The organism is Bifidobacterium samirii (assembly GCF_003952945.1).
Taxonomy (GTDB): domain Bacteria; phylum Actinomycetota; class Actinomycetes; order Actinomycetales; family Bifidobacteriaceae; genus Bifidobacterium; species Bifidobacterium samirii.
Map to the genome: position 1 here is coordinate 61,238 of NZ_QXGK01000005.1, position 19,399 is coordinate 80,636.

At 66.0% G+C, this 19,399-nt stretch carries 14 protein-coding genes; 6 read left to right on the top strand and 8 right to left on the bottom strand.

All coding sequences use genetic code 11. The annotated features are described in order from the left end of the window. Positions 1 to 87 precede the first annotated feature (87 nt). The gene (locus tag D2E24_RS03695; protein WP_125967986.1) at positions 88 to 3,105 is read right to left on the bottom strand and encodes a cation-translocating P-type ATPase; all 3,018 of its coding nucleotides are present in this window, start codon (positions 3,103 to 3,105) and stop codon (positions 88 to 90) included. 685 nt (positions 3,106 to 3,790) lie between these two features. On the opposite strand from D2E24_RS03695, the gene D2E24_RS03700 reads away from it, so the two are divergent. Continuing rightward, complete coding sequence (locus tag D2E24_RS03700; RefSeq protein WP_164520987.1) at positions 3,791 to 4,060, top strand: AbrB/MazE/SpoVT family DNA-binding domain-containing protein; 270 nt, start codon at positions 3,791 to 3,793, stop codon at positions 4,058 to 4,060. Next, on the top strand, positions 4,057 to 4,392 hold the full coding sequence (locus tag D2E24_RS03705; protein ID WP_125967988.1) for a type II toxin-antitoxin system PemK/MazF family toxin: 336 nt from the start codon (positions 4,057 to 4,059) through the stop codon (positions 4,390 to 4,392). Before D2E24_RS03700 ends, D2E24_RS03705 begins: the two co-directional genes overlap by 4 nt. A gap of 395 nt (positions 4,393 to 4,787) precedes the next feature. Here the strand turns inward: D2E24_RS03705 and D2E24_RS03710 are convergent, their stop codons facing one another. After that, a complete protein-coding gene (locus D2E24_RS03710) occupies positions 4,788 to 6,110 on the bottom strand; it encodes an MDR family MFS transporter (RefSeq protein ID WP_125967989.1) in 1,323 nt (440 codons plus the stop codon). 360 nt (positions 6,111 to 6,470) lie between these two features. On the opposite strand from D2E24_RS03710, the gene rlmB reads away from it, so the two are divergent. Next, entirely contained in the window at positions 6,471 to 7,466 is a 996-nt protein-coding gene (gene rlmB / locus D2E24_RS03715; protein ID WP_125967990.1) for a 23S rRNA (guanosine(2251)-2'-O)-methyltransferase RlmB, read from the top strand. A 419-nt stretch (positions 7,467 to 7,885) separates the two neighbouring features. On the opposite strand, the gene galE is transcribed toward rlmB, so the two are convergent. From galE to D2E24_RS03730, 3 genes are all read right to left on the bottom strand, one after another. After that, complete coding sequence (galE, locus tag D2E24_RS03720) at positions 7,886 to 8,905, bottom strand: UDP-glucose 4-epimerase GalE (RefSeq protein ID WP_125967991.1); 1,020 nt, start codon at positions 8,903 to 8,905, stop codon at positions 7,886 to 7,888. Between the two features lie 204 nt (positions 8,906 to 9,109). Further along, positions 9,110 to 10,648, bottom strand: coding sequence for a UDP-glucose--hexose-1-phosphate uridylyltransferase (locus D2E24_RS03725; RefSeq protein WP_125967992.1), 1,539 nt, complete (start codon positions 10,646 to 10,648; stop codon positions 9,110 to 9,112). Between the two features lie 148 nt (positions 10,649 to 10,796). After that, a complete protein-coding gene (locus tag D2E24_RS03730) occupies positions 10,797 to 11,873 on the bottom strand; it encodes a phosphotransferase enzyme family protein (protein WP_125967993.1) in 1,077 nt (358 codons plus the stop codon). Positions 11,874 to 12,023: 150 nt separating this feature from the next. On the opposite strand from D2E24_RS03730, the gene D2E24_RS03735 reads away from it, so the two are divergent. Further along, positions 12,024 to 12,884, top strand: coding sequence for an AraC family transcriptional regulator (locus D2E24_RS03735; protein ID WP_125967994.1), 861 nt, complete (start codon positions 12,024 to 12,026; stop codon positions 12,882 to 12,884). Between the two features lie 150 nt (positions 12,885 to 13,034). Here D2E24_RS03735 and D2E24_RS03740 read toward each other — a convergent pair whose 3' ends face one another. The 3 genes from D2E24_RS03740 to D2E24_RS03750 form a co-directional block, all read right to left on the bottom strand. After that, entirely contained in the window at positions 13,035 to 14,459 is a 1,425-nt protein-coding gene (locus D2E24_RS03740; protein ID WP_125967995.1) for a DUF4032 domain-containing protein, read from the bottom strand. An 83-nt stretch (positions 14,460 to 14,542) separates the two neighbouring features. After that, positions 14,543 to 15,238: a hypothetical protein gene (locus tag D2E24_RS03745; RefSeq protein WP_125967996.1), complete on the bottom strand. Its 696-nt coding sequence runs from the start codon at positions 15,236 to 15,238 to the stop codon at positions 14,543 to 14,545. A 433-nt stretch (positions 15,239 to 15,671) separates the two neighbouring features. Further along, the gene (locus D2E24_RS03750; protein ID WP_125967997.1) at positions 15,672 to 16,799 is read right to left on the bottom strand and encodes an ABC transporter ATP-binding protein; all 1,128 of its coding nucleotides are present in this window, start codon (positions 16,797 to 16,799) and stop codon (positions 15,672 to 15,674) included. Positions 16,800 to 17,112: 313 nt separating this feature from the next. On the opposite strand from D2E24_RS03750, the gene D2E24_RS03755 reads away from it, so the two are divergent. Both D2E24_RS03755 and D2E24_RS03760 read left to right on the top strand, forming a co-directional pair. After that, positions 17,113 to 17,916 (top strand): LytR/AlgR family response regulator transcription factor, encoded by an 804-nt coding sequence (locus D2E24_RS03755; protein WP_125967998.1) that lies wholly within the window; start codon positions 17,113 to 17,115, stop codon positions 17,914 to 17,916. An 11-nt stretch (positions 17,917 to 17,927) separates the two neighbouring features. Beyond that, positions 17,928 to 19,265 carry a sensor histidine kinase gene (locus tag D2E24_RS03760; protein ID WP_206430916.1) on the top strand — a complete coding sequence of 446 codons (1,338 nt, stop codon included), beginning with the start codon at positions 17,928 to 17,930 and terminating at the stop codon, positions 19,263 to 19,265. The last annotated feature ends 134 nt before the right edge of the window (positions 19,266 to 19,399 follow it).

Here is a 19,399-nt window from a genome sequence, read left to right on the forward strand (position 1 = left end):
GACTGAGGGGCGGTCGCGGGAATCCGATTCAGGATTCCCGCGACCGCCCCTCAGTCATGCGTCAGGACGTGACGCCGCCGGCGACGCTCACGCGTTCACGCCGCGGCGCGCGTCGATCGCACGCATGATCGCCTTGTAGATCTCCGAGGCGACGAGCACGATCGCGGCGAGGCCGATGCACTCCAGCCACGCCGTGAGGCCCAGCGGCGTGGTGCCGAACGCGCCGTTGAGGAACGGCACGTAGATCACCACGACCTGCAGCACGACCGACAGGCCGATCGCACCCCACAGCCACTTGTTGGAGAACAGGCCCACGAACGCGCTCTGGCGCGACGAGCGCGAGGCGAGCGCGTTGAACAGCTGGGCGAACACGAGGATCGTGAAGCCCATCGTGCGGGCTTCGGTCATCTGCGCGTCGTGGCCGAGCGCGTCGACGGAACGGTCGGTGAACAGGCCGCCGGCGAGGTGCATGTCCATGCCGATCAGCGTCACGGCCGCCATGACGAAGCCGATGAACACGATGTCGAACCACATGTCCTTGTCGATCACGCGGTCGGTGAGGCGGCGCGGACGGCGGGCCATCACGTCGTCGGTCTGCGGGTCGACGCCCATCGCCAGCGCGGGCGCGGCGTCGGTGAGCAGGTTGATCCACAGCAGCTGCGTGGCCAGCAGCGGCACGGTCACGCCCTGCGAACCGGGCTGGGTGATGCCGAGCACGCCGGCGAACAGGACGCCGCCGAACACGGTGAGCACCTCGCCCACGTTCGAGCTGAGCAGGTAGCGCAGGAACTTGCGGATGTTGTCGAAGATGACGCGGCCTTCGCGCACGGCGGCCACGATGGTGGAGAAGTTGTCGTCCGCGAGGATCATCTTCGCGGATTCCTTCGTCACCTCGGTGCCGGTGATGCCCATCGCCACGCCGATGTCGGCGGATTTGACCGCCGGCGCGTCGTTGACGCCGTCGCCGGTCATCGCGGCGATGTTGCCCTGGCGCTGCAGCGATTCGACGATCTTCAGCTTGTGTTCCGGTGCGACGCGCGCGTACACGGACACTTCGCTCGTGGCCTTGTCGAACGCGGCCTGGTCGTCGCCGAACGCGTCTAGCTGGTCGCCGGTGAGCGCCTTGCCGCCGCGTTCGATGATGCCCAGGTCGGAGGCGATGCGTGCCGCGGTCAGCGGATGGTCGCCGGTGATCATGACGGTGCGGATGCCGGCGCGGTGCGCTTCGGCGACCGAGTCGCGCACTTCGGTGCGCGGCGGGTCGATGATGCCGACCATGCCGGCCCAGATCAGGTCGGTTTCGATGACGTCGCTCTGTTCGGCGATGTCGGTCACCTGGCCGGCGGCGTTCGCCACGACGCCCGGCACCGCGGCGAGCGACGCCGTGCCCAGCGGACGGTACGCCTGGCCGAGCGTGCGGTACGCTTCGCCCGACAGCTTCTCGACGGTCGCCAGGATCGTCTGACGGTCGCCTTCGGTGAGCGGCCGCACCGCGCCGCCGACGGCGATGCGCGTGCAGTAGCCGAGCAGCACGTCCGGCGCGCCCTTGGCGAACACGGTCAGGTTGCCGGCGTCGGCGTTGTCCTTCGCGACGACGGCCATGCGCTTGCGTTCGGACGTGAACGGCACTTCGGCGACACGTTCGAAGTTCGCGAAGCGGCGGTCGGCGTGGACCTTGCGCGCGGCGACGATCAGCGACACTTCGGTCGGATCGCCCACGGCCTCCCATGCGCCCGGCTTGGCGGTGCTTTCGCGCAGGTCGCCGTCGTTGGCCAGCGTGCCGGCGCCGAGCGTCATCATCACTTCGGCGTTCACGTCGGCCGGGACGGCCAGATCGTCGCCGCCGACCATCACCATGCGGCCTTCCGGCGCGTAGCCGGTGCCGGTCACCTGCACTTCGCCCGACGGCGTGACGATGCGTTCGACGGTCATCTCGTTGCGGGTGAGCGTGCCGGTCTTGTCGGAGCAGATCACGGACGCGGAACCGAGCGTCTCCACGGAGCTGAGCTTCTTGACGATCGCGTTGTGCTTGGCCATGCGCTGCACGCCGAGCGCGAGCACGACGGTCAGGATCGCGGCCAGGCCCTCCGGCACGGCGGCGACGGCCAGCGAGACGGCCAGCAGCAGCGAGTCGATGATGTCGTGCACGGAGTGGAAGCCCTGCGTGAACGCGAGCGCCGCGAGCACGATCACGGCGATCACGCACACGGCGAGGCCGAGGATCTTGGAGACGTGGGCCATCTCCTTCTGCAGCGGCGTGGCTTCGTCGTCGGTGGCGGCGAGCATGTCGGCGATCTTGCCGACCTGCGTGTTCATGCCGGTGCCGGTGACGATGGCGCGGCCGGTGCCCTGCGTGACGGACGTGCCGTTGAAGATCATGTTGGCGCGGTCGCCGAGCGCCTTGGCTTCGGTGAGCGTGTCGGGCTTCTTGCCGACGGGCACGGATTCGCCGGTGAGGCTCGCTTCGGCGATGCGCAGGGATGCGGCGGCGAAGAGGCGGCCGTCGGCGGAGACGGTGTCGCCTTCGCCGAGGACGACGATGTCGCCGGGGACCACGTCGGTGGTGGCGACGTGGACGACCTTGCCGTCGCGCAGGACGGCGGTCTGCGGCGCGGTCATCTGCGCGAGCGCTTCGACGGCCTGTTCGGCGCGCGCCTCCTGGATGTAGCCGAGGACGGCGTTGACGATGAGGATGAGCACGATGACGAGCGCGTCGAACGGCAGCGGTTCGCCGCCTTCCGCGCCGGGTGCGGTGTTGGCCTTCTCGATGAACCATGCGACGACCGAGATGGCGGTGGCAACGAGCAGCAGGTAGACGAGCGGGTCCTGGAACTGCTGGAGGAACTTCTTCCACTTGGGCACGGGGGGTGCGCTGGCCAGCTGGTTGGGGCCGAACCGTTCGAGACGGCGCTTCGCCTCGGCCTCGCTCAGGCCGACGGCGGGGTCGACGTCGAGGGCCTTGGCGACGGCCTGTGCGTCGGTGAGGCTCGGGTCGACGTCGTTGAGGAGGGCCTGCTGGGCCCGTACTTCTTCCGTTTGGGCGGCGTCCGCACCGTTCGCGGTGGCGGCGGCCCCGATGGTTTGATCCTTGGTGCGATCAACCATGATGATCTCCTTGATATAGCCGCGGAGTAGTCAGCCCTCGTAACCTGCCGGACGCCTGCCGGGGCGCCGGCCGGACGCGATAAAGCTGCGCGGTTATGGGCACCGGGGCGTCTGCCTCCGGCGCATACCCTGCCATTATTCCATACGTCGTTCCGCCGCGGGGCGAACGGTGCGGCGGGGTGTTGTCGCATTTCGGGGCCCGGCGTTTGCGTCGGGATCCGTATGGGAGGAGCCGATTCCTTACAGATTCCGACTCCGAGCCGCCGTTTTGCGTCGCAATCCGTACAGGAGAACCGGATTCCTTACGATTCACGACCCGAAACGACCCGCCGGCGTCGCAATTTGTAGGGAAGGAACCGATTCCTTACGAATTACGACGCGGAAGCCCCAGTTTGCGTCGCAATCCGTATGAGAACAAGGAATCGTATGCAGATCACGGCGCAAAGAGATACGGTTCGCAAGCATTGTGGATAACTCGGGAGCTTTCGACCACATACCCCGGTTCGGCTTGCACGCATCCGACGGGCCGGGATACCGTCGAATCATCCGGCCCGGCGGGAATTGTACAGGCCGGTTCGGCGGAAACACCGGACACAGATTGGGGGACGTCATGGACGGCATGATTGCGACGGCACTACCACCTCACAGTAAGGATATACTTGGTATATCCGACTGGGGAGGCGATATGGTCAAGGCGACGATCAGCAAATGGGGCAACAGCGAAGGCATCCGCATCCCCAAGGAAATCCGCGATACGACGGGTCTGCATGAGGGCAGCAGCGTCTACGTCGAAGCGAATGGCGACCGCATCATCATCACACCGGTCCAACCGAACGGCACACGGATCGGCCGATACCGAGTCCCCGACCTGACCGACCTGTTCGACGGCTACGACAACGGCTACATCCCGCGCGAAGACGGCTTCGTCGCACCGGCAGGCAGGGAGGAGCTATGAACGGCTACCGACGAGGCGACATCGTCGCCGCCGACCCCGACCCGGCACTGGGGCACGAACAACGCAAACGGCGCTACCTGCTCGTCGTCGGCAACGAGAACTTCAACCAGCTCTGCAACCTCACCTGGGTGTGCCCGATCACGTCGACCGACAACGGATACCCGCTGCACCGGGCCATACACCCGATATCAACGCAGGACATCGAAGGATTCGTCGAGGTGGAGCAGCTCAAATCCCTCGACCTGGAGGCCCGCAACGCCCGGATCGTCGGCTATCTGCCTCAACACGAAACCGACGCCGTCGTGGAGATGCTGCTCGCCTGTCTGATCTGATATCGGCGCATTGCGCCCGACGGAATCGGCCGTATTCCGACACAGATTCGGGAAAGCGACGCTCTGCGTGACCTGAGTCCGACTATCTCCTGCCTTCCGGCACTCAGGTCACGCAACGGACCCCGCTTACGTGACCGCAGTCCGAGTATCCCCGGTCTTCTCGGAGTCCGGTCACGCGACACAAGCCTTTTGCGTGACCGGACTCCGACTACTTTTTCTTTCTCGGACTGAGGTCACGCAACCCCACTCTCCTGCGTGACCTCAGTCCGACTACCGCCCGGGTTCTGGCACTCGGGTCACGCAAAATGCCGGTTTTGCGTGACCCGAGTCCGATTGCCGTGCGGGTTCCGGTAATCCGGTCACGCGGAGCCGCCGGCCCACCAAACCCCGCACCGTCACGCCATGGCGGCGGCGAGGTTGCGGGCGACGGCGCGCTCGCGGGCGCCCTTGGTCACGTACAGGCCGATCGCGACGAGGATGAACATCGCTGTGCACGCGGTCCACAAGGTCTGCGCGCCCCATCCGGCGATGATCCAGCCGCCGACCAGCGGCGCCACACCCTGCGACAGCGACCATACGAGGTTGTAGACGCCCTGATAGGTACCGCGGCAGTCGGCCGGCGCGAGGTTGGCGACGGTCGTCGCGGCGATCGGGAACGTGCCCAGCTCGCCCAGCGACCACATCACGGTGGAGAACGCGAACGCGAGGAACACGCCCGAGTGGATCTGGCACGCGTAGCCGACGGCCGTCACGAGCATGCCGAGCACGAGCACGCGCGTGTTGCTCATGCGGTTGAACAGCGCGATCGCGGGGATCTGCAGCAGGCACATGATGCCACCGTTGATGGTCAGCAGATGCGAGTATTCGTCGGTGCCCATGCCCAGCTGCGTCATCGCAATCGGCAGACCGCTGGTCGACTGGAAGTAGGCGATCGTGTAGCCGAACATCAGCAGCACCATCGACATGAGCGGCCAGTCGGTCAGCGCGCGACGGTAGTTGGCGATCATCGACACCGGCTTGCCGCCCGTCGCGCCGGCCGGCTGCGCGGCGGCGTCGACGGTCGCATCGGCGGCGATGATGGCGACATCCGGCGACGACGCATCCGTCGACGCGCACGTTGCGGCCGACACGACGACGGCGGCGGCGCGGCGCATCGCGCGGAAGAAGCAGACGAGCATCACGGTCACGCCGATCAGGATGGCAGCTTCGGCGTAGAACATCAGCGAATACGAGACCTTCACCAGATGGTTGGCGATGATCGGGCCGGTCGCGTAGCCGAAGTTGACCGCCCACGTCTGCAGCGTGTACGCGCGCTTCTGGTCGCGCAACGGCACCACGTCGGCGATGTACGCGGCGATCGCGGGCGTCGGCACCGATGCGATCGCGCCGTATATCAGCAATGCCGCGCCCATGACGGTCGGGTCGTCGATGAACGACAGCAGCACCAGCATGACGGCCGCGCCGGATTCGCCGATGATGATCATCGACTGCCGGCCGAAGCGGTCGGACAGCGCGCCGCCGAACAGGCAGCCGAAGATGCCGCCGAAGCCGAACATCGACACGACCGTGCCGGCGGTTCCGGCGTCGACGTGCATGTCCGAGACGAGGTACATCGACATGAACGAAATGACGAAACGGCCCATCCACAGGAACAGGATGGCCAGCCACAGGCCCCAGTAGAGGACGGGAAGCCCGAAGATCCTACGCTCTTTTCTCACGCGAACACCTTACCCGAAACGGCAGGGAGAAACGGCGGGGCGCGACGCTCCGACCGAGTCGTCAACATCCGTAACGTTTCACGTGAAACCAAACGGAACCTCGTCCCGCACATCATCCCCATCGGCACTGTTTCACGTGAAACGGAAGTGGAATACCATCGTGCAGATACCCCCCCCCCACCGCCCAAGGATTCCGCCACCGTGTCACCGCGCATTACATCACCGTGCACCGCATATCGCGCATTGCGCTACCGCACTGCTACGCATCACATCACCGCACCACACGCCCCACAGCCGTCCCGCTCCCCCGCATTTCGCCGGCGACGGGATTTGCCTCGGGGTGTTGAGACAATGAACCCTATGGCTATCAAGAAAGGACCGACCAAGGGGTCGGGTGGAAAGCATCGCAACAAGCTTCGTGGGCACGGGCCGACGCCCAAGGCCGAGGACCGCGTGTATCACAAGGCATACAAGGAGAAGAAGGTCGCCGAACGCCGTAAGATGGCGGATCCGCGGCTCGCGGCCCGCCGCCGCGTGGCCAAGTTCACGTCGGACTCCGACGATTTGGTCATCGGCCGCAACGCCGTACTCGAGGCGCTGCGCGTGGGCGTGCCCAGCACGCAGCTGTACATCGCCGCGCGCATCGAACACGACGACCGCACGCGCGAGATCGTCAAGCTCGCCGGCGCCAACGGCCTGAGCCTCATGGAGGCCGACCGTCTGGAGATGGACCGCATCGCGCGATCCTCCAACCATCAGGGCGTCGTACTCAAGGTGCAGCCGTACCAGTATTCGTCGCTGGCGGAGCTGGTCGAGCGCGCCGAGAAGAAGTCCCGCGCGATGGAGGCCGCCAACTCGGCCGAAGCGCGCATCAACGCCCGCCCGCTGTTCATCGCGCTCGACGGCGTGACCGACCCGCAGAACCTGGGCGCGGTCATCCGCTCCGCCGCCGCGTTCGGCGCGAACGGCGTCATCCTGCCGGAGCGCCGCTCCGCGTCGGTGACCGCCGCCGCGTGGAAGGTGTCGGCCGGCGCCGCCGCGCACATGCCGGTCGCGCGCGTCGTCAACCTGACCAAGGCGATCGAGAGCCTGCGCGAGCGCGGCTTCTACACGGTCGGCCTCGACGGCGGCGGCGACAAGCTCGTCGGCGAGACCGGCTTCGAGACCGATCCGCTGGTCGTCGTGCTCGGGTCGGAAGGCAAGGGCCTGAGCCGTCTCGTGCGCGAGGCGTGCGACTCGATCGCCGGCATCCCGATCTCCAGCATGGTCGAATCGCTCAACGCGTCCGTCGCCGCCGGCATCAGCCTGTACGCGGTGGCGCGCGCCCGCCGCGAGGCGGCCGCCGCACAGCAGTGACCGTCGCAGCGGCCGCATGACCGCGCGGTAGGACCGCAACCAACGACAAACGTCACTTTGCTCGCGCAATCGCATGACTTGCGCTGGCAAAGTGACGTTTCGCATATCGTAAGGCTCACATTGCTCGCGCACGCCTTGCGATTGCGCGAGTGAACGTCCTCTGACGCCGGGAAAACAGCCGTTTCGTATGCCGTGACCTTCGCATTGGTCACGCAACGACGACGTGTGCGTGCCCGTTGCGAAGTTTCAGGCACCCCAAACGTCGCAATGGGCACGCAACCTGTGAGATTGCGTGCCCATTGTGAAGCGTTGTCGTGATATCACCCGTGGCTGCGGCCGACCGACGGCCATCAGCTGTCAGGCCGTCAACCCGACGGGCCGGACGGCGGCCAAAGACCGACAGCCGCCCGTCAGCCCCGTCAGGCCTCGCGGTAGCCGTTCGGGTTCTGGGTCTGCCAGTGCATCGAGGACGCGGCCATGTCGTCGATGCCGAGTTCGGCCTTCCAGCCCAGCTCGCGCTCGGCCTTGGACGAGTCGGCGTAGCAGGCGGCGATGTCGCCGGGGCGGCGCGGCTTCATCTCGGACGGGATCGCGTGGCCGGCGGCCTTCTCGTACGCCTTGATGACCTCGAGCACGGAGTAGCCGTGGCCGGTGCCCAGGTTGTACGTGTACACGCCGGAACCTTCGACGTGGTCGATGACGGCAACGTGGCCCTTGGCGAGGTCGACGACGTGGATGTAGTCGCGCACGCCGGTGCCGTCCGGGGTGTCGTAGTCGGTGCCGAACACCTGCACGGCGGCCAGCTCTCCGAGGGCGACCTTGGCGATGTACGGGGTCAGGTTGGCCGGGATGCCCTTCGGATCCTCGCCGATGAGGCCGGATTCGTGCGCGCCGACCGGGTTGAAGTAGCGCAGGATGACGACGGTCCAGTCGTTGTCGGCGACGTGCACGTCGCGCAGGATCTGCTCCTCGAACAGCTTGGTGCTGCCGTACGGGTTGGTGGTGCCGCCGGTGCGGCTCTCCTCGGTGAGCGGCAGCTCCTCCGGGGTGCCGTACACGGTGGCGGACGACGAGAAGATGACCTTCTTGACGTCATGCGCGCGCATCGCCTTGAGCAGGACGATGGTGCTGTTGAGGTTGTTGTCGTAGTATTCGATCGGCTTGGCGACGGATTCGCCGACGGACTTGAGCGACGCGAAGTGGATGACCCAGTCGATCGGGTTCTCGTCGAAGATGCGGTTCATCAGCGCTTCGTCGCACACGTCGCCTTCGTAGCGCTTGATGGTCTTGCCGGTGATCTGCTCGACGCGGTCGAGCGCCTTGGGGGACGAGTTGGAGTAGTTGTCGACGCACACGACGTCGTAGCCCTTGTTCAGCAGTTCCACGTCGGTGTGCGAACCGATGTAGCCGGCGCCGCCGGTGACCAGGATGGTCGTCATGAAGTTCTCCTTGATCGTGATCCATGGGATGCGGCGGCGCGTCGAGGCCGGCGGCCGCCGCGTTCCCTTGATACAACAGCGATTGTATCACAATTAAACATGTTCAACCAAAATCGAACATAATCTACCAATAGTGCGGCCGCCCCGCCCGGCGAGTCGACCGCGACCCGCCCGACGGTCCGACCGCGGAATCCCGCCCCGCGCTCAGTCGATGATAGCGGGCGTGCAGCCGAGCGGCATGAGGAACGCCTTCGTCTGCTCCTTGGTCTTGAACACGGCCGTGTTGACGAGGATGCGGCGGCAGATGTCGCCCAGCTCGTCCTCGATGGCCTTGTGGATCGTCTCGCGGTCGCGCGAACCGTTGAGCAGGAACCCGAGTTCGGCCCATTCGAGCGAGAACTCGGACACCGCATCCGGCAACGGACGGCCCTCGGCGAGCGCGTCCTCGATCAGCGCCAGCTGGTCGATCAGGCGTCCCGGCAGGATGAACAGGCCCTGCGCCTCGATCAGGCCGATCGGCTCCTGCTTGACCGGCCAGAATTCGGGGTGCGCGTGGAACACGCCCTCCGGGTACAGGTCGCTGACCGCGTTGTTGCGCAGGATCAGGCTCATCTCGTAGCCGCGGTCGGTGACGATCGCGCTCGGCGAGACGGCCGATTGGCGGTTGCCGTCGGCGTCGTGGCTGGCGATGCCGGCCGCCTCGTCGTCGTAGCGCTCCCACGCGAGGCGGATCATGTCGCTCACGTCGATGATGGAGCGGCGCGACGGGGACACGACGCGCACGGCGGTGCCCGGCCAGTCGAGGATCTCGACGGTCGTGTCGGCGTAGCCGTCGACGGTCAGCGTCGCCCACGCTGCGGCGCGGTGCATCGGCAGCAGCTCGCCGCCGCCCTGGTAGTGGTCGTGGGCGAGCACGGAGCCGCCGATGCGAGGCAGCGCGGCGTTGCAGCCGAGGAAGTATCCGGGGAAGCGGTCGACGAAGTCGAGCAGCTGGCCGAACGTGTCGCGGTCGACGTGCATCGGCGTGTGCTCGTCGTTCACGCAGATGCCGTGCTGGTCGAAGTAGCCGTACGGGGAGAACTGCCAGAACCAGGATTCGTCGCCCAGCTGCACGGGGATCGTGCGCAGCGTGCGCTTGTCGCGCCCGGCGAAGCCCTCGTTCTCATGGCAGATCGTGCACGACGGGTAGCCGCCGGACACGGCGTTGCCGGCCGCGGCCTTCTTCATGTTCTTGAACTCCGGCTTGGCCATGTTGATGGTGATGGTCAGGCCGTGCGAGTCGAAGCGCGGGTTGCGGTCGAGGACGGCGCGCTTGACGTACGTGTTGGCGACGCAGTAGTCGTAGAACCAGCGCATCGCGTCCATGCCGCCGTTGTCGGGCGCGTCGCTCTCGCCGCCGTCGCCGGCGCGTTCGATCGCCGCGAACCGGCGCAGGATGGCCGACGGCGGCTGGGACAGGATGCCCATGACCACGTCGGCCACGGACGGCCCCTCCTCGTCGTGGAACAGTCCGGCCGCGACGCCGGCGGCACGGAAGTCGGCGACGAGGTCGTCGACGGGCCGGCCGTCGCTGGTCGTGCCGGTCGGACGGTACGAGTCGAGGGAGAACAGCGCGAAGATGCGGTTGCGGGTCCAGTCGGCGTCGCGCGCGTCGAGGTCGAGTCGCAGCCGCGCGTGGTCGACGAGCGCGTCGATCGTCGCGTACACGGCGTTCAGGGTTTCCGGAGTGGTGTGGTGGGTCATGATATGTCCCGTCGTTGGGTTCGTTCTGTCGGTTGCGGTTCGGATGTAGGTTCGACCGGCGCCGGATGGGCGCCGTATGACGAGAGGCGTCGGCCACGCCGCCGCAGCGGCCGACCGACGCCGGGTCGGGGATGGGGATGGGCGGAGGTCAGCCGGCCATGATCGCGTCGACGATGGCGGCGGTCTCGTCGGCCTTGGCCTCCATCTCCTGCACGAGCTTGATCTGGGTGCGGGCGCGCACCAGATTGTGCTCGGGGTACTTGGTCGCGAAGTACGTGTCGCCGGCGAGGTAGTCGGCGAGGAAGCGCATGCCGCACTCCATCGTCATCATCTTCGCGCCCATCGGCAGCAGCTGCGCCTCGCGTTCGGTGATGCTGTCGCGCAGCGCGCCGACGAATCCTTCGGCGTACGCGCGGAACAGGTCGGTGCTGAAGTGCACCTTGTCGAGGTCCTGCTCGTCCTCGAGGGCGGTCGAGGCGCCGAAGCGGATCGAATCGCCGAAGTCGTAGAGCATGGAGCCGGGCATGATCGTGTCGAGGTCGATGATCGCGCGCGCCTTGCCGGTCTCGGCGTCCATGAGGATGTTGTTGAGCTTGGTGTCGTTGTGGGTGACGCGCAGCGGGATGGAGCCGTCGGCCAGCGCGTCGGTGATCGTCGCGTACTCGTCGGCGTGGTCGAGGAAGAAGGCGATCTCGTCGCGGCAGGTTTCGGCGCGGCCCTTCACGTCGGCGGCGAGCGCCGCCTTGAAGTCCTCGAAGCGGTGCGGGGTGTCGTGGAAGTGGGCGATGGTCTCGGTGAGCTGGGAGGCGTCGAAGCCGGCGAGGTCGTTCTGGAATTCGCCGAACGCGGCGCCGGATTCGCGGAAGACGTCGGCGTCGGGGACGAGGTTGTAGGAGACGGTGTTCTCGATGAAGCGGTAGACGCGCCATTCGCCGGTGTCGTCGCTCAGGTAGGTGCGGCCGTCGCGGGTGGGGACGATGTCGAGGGTCTCCTTGCCCTTGCCGCGCAGGTAGGCGGTGACGAGTTCGACGTTGCGCATGAGGTGCTCGGTGTCGGGGAAGATGTCGGTGTTCATCCGCTGCAGGATGTAGCGGGTGTCGTCGGCGGTGGCGAGGTAGGTGTGGTTGATGTGGCCGTCGCCGTAGGGGGCGATGTCGCGCACGTCGGCTCCCAGATCGAACTGGGCGGCAATCTCGAACAATTTAGTGATATCGATCGTCGGCATTGGCCGCGTCCTTCCATAGTGAAACAGCGTTGTTGATTCCACAGTAAGGTCAGGCGCGCGCAATCCTCGGCACTTGTCGCCATCTTTGCAATTTCGATGAGCGATAGAACAATTTTTTGATAGAATGGGGCGCGGTAAGGGGGAATTCCAATGAAACCGATCGAACATCATGTGGACAAGGACGCGTCCGACTACTACATCTACGCACCGAGCCAGGTGGCGAAGCGCACCTACCTGTATCCCACGCTGATCGGCCGCTACCGGTATCTGGAGGGCTACCATCTGACGCGCAGCACGTTCGACAGCTTCAATCTGATGGTGGTGCAGCGTGGCGAGTTCCGGTTCGCGACCGCGCAGGGCGAGGCGGTCGCGCGCGACGGCGACATCGTACTGCTGGACTGCCGCGCCGACGCGTATCAGGCGACGGCGGTGACCGACAGCGACGTCATCTGGCTGCATTTCGACGGCATCGCGGCCAAGCCGTACTACGACGTGATCCACCGCCGATTCGGCACGGTGATCGGCGTGCGTCGGTCCGCGTACGTGCTCAGCCGCATGACGATGCTGGTGGATGCGTTCGCGCAGGGCCGCGCGGTCAGCGAGGCGCGCATGTCGCTGACGATCACCGAGATCCTCACCGAGTGCATGGCGGCGGCCGACGAGCAGGGCGGCCGGCCGCGCAACGAGGACGCGATCGAGGAGGTGCTCGCGTACATCGCGGCGCATCTGGGCGATCCGCTGCCGCTGTCGCAGCTCGCGTCGATCGCGTTGATGAGCGAATACCATTTCATCCGCATGTTCTCGCGCGCCACGGGCACGACGCCGCACGCGTACATCGTCAACGCGCGCATGGACGCGGCGACGTACATGCTGGCGAACGGCTACGCGTCGCTCAAGGAGATCTGCGCCGAATGCGGGTTCAACAGCACCAGCGCGTTCTGTTCCGCGTTCAAGACGCGCTACGGCTGCTCCCCCATGGCATACCGCGCCAAGATGGCCGAGAACCGCTGACGACGGCCGTCGCGTCGGCGACGGCATCGCCGCGGTAGCGTCGGCAAGACGGCGGCATAGACGACGGAGGCCGCGCGTAGCGTCGTACGCGCGGCCTCCGTCATGATGAGGGACGGTCCGACCGGCCCGACGTGCGGACCGGAGCGCGGGTCAGTGCGCCCAGACGGCGGCGTCCGGATCGTCGTCCGGATTGTAGCCGTCGTCGTCATCGTCGTCGTAGCGCTCGTTGTACGTGTATTCGTCGTCGACGACGCCGGAGTCGGCTTCGGCGTTGAGCGCCTCCACGTCCTTCTTGTCGAGCTTGTACTGCGGCAGGACGTTCTCGATGTAGCTCTTGACCGCCTCGCGCATCGGCACGTCGTGGCCGAGCTTCTCGGCGAGGAACCAGCGGTGGGTGAGCACCTCGTGGAAGAACTGCGCCGGCTCGATCTGGGAGCGGTAGTCGCGCGGGATCATGCGCGTGGTCGGCTCGAACACCTCGCGCATCCAGTCGGTGGCGACGATCTCCAGCTCCTCGCCCTCACGCCAGGTGGACGCACGGTAGGCGTCCAGGTCGTTGAGCAGGCGGCGGGCCTGGTTCTCCTGCACGTCGAGGCCGGTCAGGCGCAGCAGCTTGCGCGACGCGTAGCCGGCGTCGACGACGCGCGGACGCACCAGCACGCGCTTGCCGCCCTCCTCGGTCTTCATCTCCAGCTCGTCCACGTCGAAGCCGAGCTCGTTGAGATGGTTGATGCGGTCCTCGATCTTCCACATCTCGTCGGGGCCGAACTTGTCGGTGCCGGTGAGCGCGTCCCACAGCGAATGGTAGCGTTCGGCCAGACGGTTGCCGGTCTCGATCTCGTCCACGTCGCCCGGCAGCAGTCGGCCGGAGCTCAGATCCATGAGCTCGCCGATGATGTTCGTGCGAGCCAGGTCGATGTCGTACTCGCGCTGGCCTTCGGTCAGGTTGACGTGCAGGTCGCCGGTCTCGGCGTCCACCAGGAACGCGGAGAACGCGTCGGCGTCGCGCAGGAACAGGACGTTCGACAGCGACACGTCGCCCCAGTAGAAGCCGGCCAGATGCAGACGCACCATGAGCACGGCCAGCGCGTCGATGAGGCGCTCGGCGGTGTCTGGACGCAGGTTGCGGGCGAACAGCGCGCGGTACGGCAGCGAGAACTTGAGGTGCTTGGTCACCAGGATCGCCTCGAGCGGCTCGCCGTCGCGGTCGTGGCGGCCGGTCACCACGGCGATCGGCTGCACGGTGGGCAGGTCGAGCTTCTGCAGTCGGCGCAGCAGCTCGTACTCGCGTTCGGCGACCTTGCGGGTGATCTCCTTCATCGCGTACACCTCGTCGCCCACGTGCACGAAGCGCACGACGTGGCGGGAGATGCCTCGCGGCAGGTTGGCGAGCAGGTCCTCGGGCCAGGTGGCGAGCGGCTTGTGCCACGGCAGGGTGAACATCTTCGGGTTCGAGCTCGCGGCGGTGATCTTCAGCGCCTCGGGCTCCGGCGCGTCGGCCGACGCATCCTCTGCCTTGACGGATGTGGCCTTGAGCGCACGCGGATCCAGCTGTGCAGATTCGTTGAGTTCCATACCCCTCATCGTACCGGGGAGCCGGAACGTCAACCCGCCGTCCGCGCCGCGTGAAGGCGGGTTGACGTTCCGACGAACCGGCGTCATTCCCGGTACGTGCACAACGGCAGACCGGCCGATTCCGGATCGTCGTACGGTACGCGGTCGGGAGACTGTGGCCGCCATGGCAGCACGGCTGTGGCGGAGCCGTCATCCTGCCTGACGGCGGTCGGCTCACCGCCATACCGTGCGTCGGCTTGGACGATTTCGCCGGCACGCCAGCGCCATGCTCGGACCCGCCCGTCATGGTCGTAGCTGATGTCCACGCCGCCGTCCTCCGTGGCCCGCGCCCACGGGTTCGACTCGTACGGGTCATACCACAGCGTCGTCGCCGTGATCCCGTCGTCGTCGGTCACGTACTGGAAGGTCGCGGTCCGTTTCTCCTTCACGGCGTCGAGGAACGCCGTGACCTCGTCGCCGCAGACGGCATCCCGGCCGGTCATGTCCGTGAATCCGGCGTCGACCAGCTGCCGGACGGTGCTGTACGCAGGCAGCGAAGAGAGTTCCCGTTCGATACGCAGTGCGCTCGGCGACGCCAGATACGCATACAGCCACGACGCCGCAACGAAGACGATCAGCACCACGGCCGCCAGCACCGGCTCCCACGCCGGCACCTTTGCCTTGCCCCCAGTCATCACATCCTCCTTGATGCCATATTCCGGTGCCGGCTCAGGTTGGCAGGGTGTTCCGAATACCTGATCGTAGACATCCTTGGCGCCCCCATCGGCGGGATTCCGCATCGAATCCGCTTTGCCGCCGAACCGGTACGACCATTATAATCGGCCGGCATCACGCTGGATGGTGACGTTTCCTCAGATTTTGGCGACTTTCGAGCTCAACACCGTGGCTGTCAACATCCGTAGGGCGATGCTCTTGAACCCGCGGTTCGTATGCGCCCCGACGCATACATTCCGCAGATTCGAGGGGGCCGGTTCTGCGATTGGTATGCGGCGGGCTCGTCCCGACGCGCGCAAACCGCAACGGTGCCGGATGACGGTATGCGGCGGGGGCCTGGGCCGATGGCAGACGGCCGACTCGGCGCCGGATCCGGTCCGCTTCCGGGCAAAAGAAAAGCCCCGCTGCGACGCGGGGCTTTTCCAACGAGGCCTAAGAGAGGAAGAGAATGCCTCGTTTAATTATCTGGCACAATCGTACGACCATGCCAAGTATCTACTAGTTCAGACGCAGCTCGGTCGACGGGGCGAACAGGTGCATCTTGGCCGGATCGATCTTGATCTTGACGACCTCGCCGATCTTCGGCAGAGCACGCGGGTTCACACGGATCGTGGTGAGCTTGTTCTGATCGGACATCAGCTGGCCCTCGTCACCGGTGGAGCCCTCGGTGATGATGTTGCCGTAGATGTAGCCGTCGGAGCCCAAATCCTCGACGTTGACGACCTTCAGCGAGAACGCGTTCGGATCGTCCGGGGTCGCCAGGCCGGCGTCCTCCGGGCGGAAGCCGACGACGATCTGGCCGTTGTCCTCGGCGGTCAGCTTGGCCACGGCCTCCTTCGGCAGAGCGACGGAGTCCTCGCCGATCTTCGCGCTGCCGTTCACCACCGGGTGGGTGTTGATGTTCATCGACGGGGAGCCGATGAAGCCGGCGACGAAGACGTTGGCCGGGCGATCGTACAGCTCGGTCGGAGCACCGACCTGCTGCAGGATGCCGAGCTTGATGACGGCGATGCGGTCGCCCATGGTCAGAGCCTCGGTCTGATCGTGGGTCACGTACAGGGTGGTGACGCCCAGCTGACGCTGCAGAGCGGCGATCTGGGTACGGGTCTGGACACGGAGCTTCGCGTCGAGGTTCGACAGCGGCTCATCCATGAGGAAGACCTTCGGCTCGCGGACGATTGCACGGCCCATGGCCACACGCTGACGCTGACCACCGGACAGAGCCTTCGGCTTGCGGTCCAGGTACTCGGTCAGGTCGAGGATCTCGGCGGCCTTCTCGACGCGCTTGCGGATCTCCTCCTTCGGAGTGCCGGCGATCTTCAGGGCGAAGCCCATGTTGTCGGCGACGGTCATGTGCGGGTACAGCGCGTAGTTCTGGAACACCATGGCGATGTCGCGGTCCTTCGGCTGCATCGTGGTGACGTCCTTGCCACCGATGAGGATGCGGCCCTTGTTGACCTCCTCCAGGCCAGCGAGCATGCGCAGGGTGGTCGACTTGCCGCAGCCGGACGGGCCGACCAGGACGAGGAACTCGCCGTCCTTGATATCCAGATTCAGGTCATCCACAGAGGGCTTGTCGTTGCCCGGGTAGATACGGGTGACATGGTCGAAAATGACTTCTGCCATAATGTGTTCATCCTTTCAGAGGCAGGTACGTGCCTCACGATCCGTGGTAAAGGGATTACTGCGCTTCCATTCTAGGTCCCCAGCACTGGCGAACTTCAAACGTCGGCGTTTAAATTGTTCTGTTTTTCGGTTCTTCGGTCCATTGAAAATCTCTTCGCCGAGCCACGTTCCACTATACACGCCCGACGCGGTCCGTCAACGGCGTGTCCCGGCGCGTCCGGCGCGTCGCGGGCACGACGCAGGCGCGACGCGGCCCGAATCCGACGCCACGCTAGAATCGGGGAAGCAACGCAGAGCAAGGAGGTATCGGCATATGCGTGACATCCGAATCGGCGTGGTCGAGGACGACCCGGCCGCCTGCCAGCGCACGCTCGACTATCTCAACCAGTACCAGAGCGAGACCGGCGTGCGGTTCACCGTCTCCGTCTTCGACGACGGCGAGGCGGTCGTCGAACGCTACACGCCCGTCTACGACATCCTCCTGCTCGACATCGAGATGCAGCGCATGGACGGCATGGCCGCGGCCCGCCGCATCCGCGAACGCGACGATTCGGTCGTCATCATCTTCATCACCGCCGCGCCGCAGTACGCAATCAATGGGTATGAGGTGCAGGCGCTGTCGTATCTGCTCAAGCCGGTGCCGTACTTCGCGTTCCGGCAGGAGCTGGGCCGCTCGATCGACATGGTGCGCCGCCGCGCCGAGGCGTCGATGCTCATCGACGCGGGCGGACGCCAGCAGCGGCTGGAGCTCGCCGACGTCGTCTACATCGAGTCGATCCGCCACACGATCGTCATCCACACGCTCGGCGGCAAGCTGTCGGTCTCCGGCACGCTCAAGGACTTCGAGACACGGCTCGCCAACCATGATTTTTACCGCTCCAATTCATGCTATCTGGTCAACCTGCGCCACGTCGTCGGCGTCGAGGACCAGGACTGCGTGATGTCCAACGGCGAACGCCTGCGCGTCAGCCGTCCGCGCAAGAAGGCGTTCCTGACCGCGTTGGCCGACTATATGGGCGCGACCGGCCCGCTGGGCGGGCGCGCCGCCGCGACGGGTGGTTCGTCGGCGACGACGGGGGCGGCCGCGACTGATGTTCCGGCCGGACCAACCGCATGATCGGAGCCGTCATGCCGACGATGATCGCCAACGCGCTGCCGGACATCCCGCGCCTGTACACGGCCATCTGCGAATGGCTCGCCTGCCTCACGTACATCGCCGTCATCCACCGCCGCGTACCGCTGCAGCGGACGGTCGGCGTCGGCGCGGTCGGCCTCGTCGCGATGATCGCGATCCAGTATCTCGACGGCGCGATGCCGATCTGGTTCTGGGTGGGCGGCATGCTGCTCGCGTTCGCCGGCATGTACGCGATCGTGGGGTTCGGCGCGGGGACGGGCAAGCGCGAGGGCCTGTACATCGCGGCGCGCGCGTTCGTGCTCGCCGAGCTCGTCGCCTCATTGCACTGGCAGATCGTCACGTTCCTGCACGTGCAGACCGACCCGTTGGACGCGATGCGGTTCCAATGGGAGTCGTGGACCGCGCTCGTCGTGATCTACGGCGCATGCTTCGGTCTGGCGTGGCTGGCCGAACGCGACAACTTCGACTCGACCGCGCCCACGACCACGACCACGACCATCCAACTGGCGGTGGGCACCACGGCGATCACGCTCGTCACGTTCGCGATGAGCAATCTGAGCTTCCTGTCGACCAACACGCCGTTCTCGGGGACGGTCGGCCAGGAGGTGTTCTACATCCGCACGCTCGTCGACTTCTGCGGGTTCGCGATCCTGTACGCGCAGCAGCAGCAGGCGCGGCGGCTGGAGGCGAGCGCCGAGCTCACGTCCATCAACGCGCAGCTGGAGAGCCAGCATCAGGAGTATCTGGCGTCCAAGGAGAACCTCGAATCGATCGGACGGCTCGCGCACGACCTCAAGCATCAGATCGCGGCGTTGCGCGCCGAGGTCGACCCGCAGCATGCGGCCGCTGGATTCGAGCAGCTGGAACGGTCCGTCGCCGAGTACAGCGTGCAGCAGCATTCCGGCAATCCGGTGCTCGACGTGATCCTGACCACGAAGACGCGCACGTGCACGGAGCGCGGCATCACGCTGACGGCGGTCGCCGACGGCAAGCTGCTGGACGGCATGTCGTCGATGGACATCGCCTCGCTGTTCGGCAATGCGCTCGACAACGCGATCGAGGCGACGTCGCGGCTGCCCGACCGCCAGCAGCGGCTGATCCGGCTGGCCCTGTACCGGCAGGGCGGGTTCGTGGTGATCCGCGTGGAGAACTACTTCGATTCGACGCTGCGCAAGGATGCGGCCGGCAATCTGCGCACGACGAAGCGCGATTCGACCCGGCATGGGTTCGGCGTCAAGTCGATCCGTCACATCGCCGCGCAGTACGGCGGCGAGGTCACTATCCGCACCGACGACCACTGGTTCGTGCTCACGGTCCTCCTCCCCCGCTGACTACCCCCGACCAATTCCCAACGCCGGAGCCACGCAGCAGAATCCACTGGCTTATGCGTATAATCGTGACTATAATAGTCGCAGCTATTATAGTCACGACTATATAAACAAGACATCGGGGAAAACCCGAGACG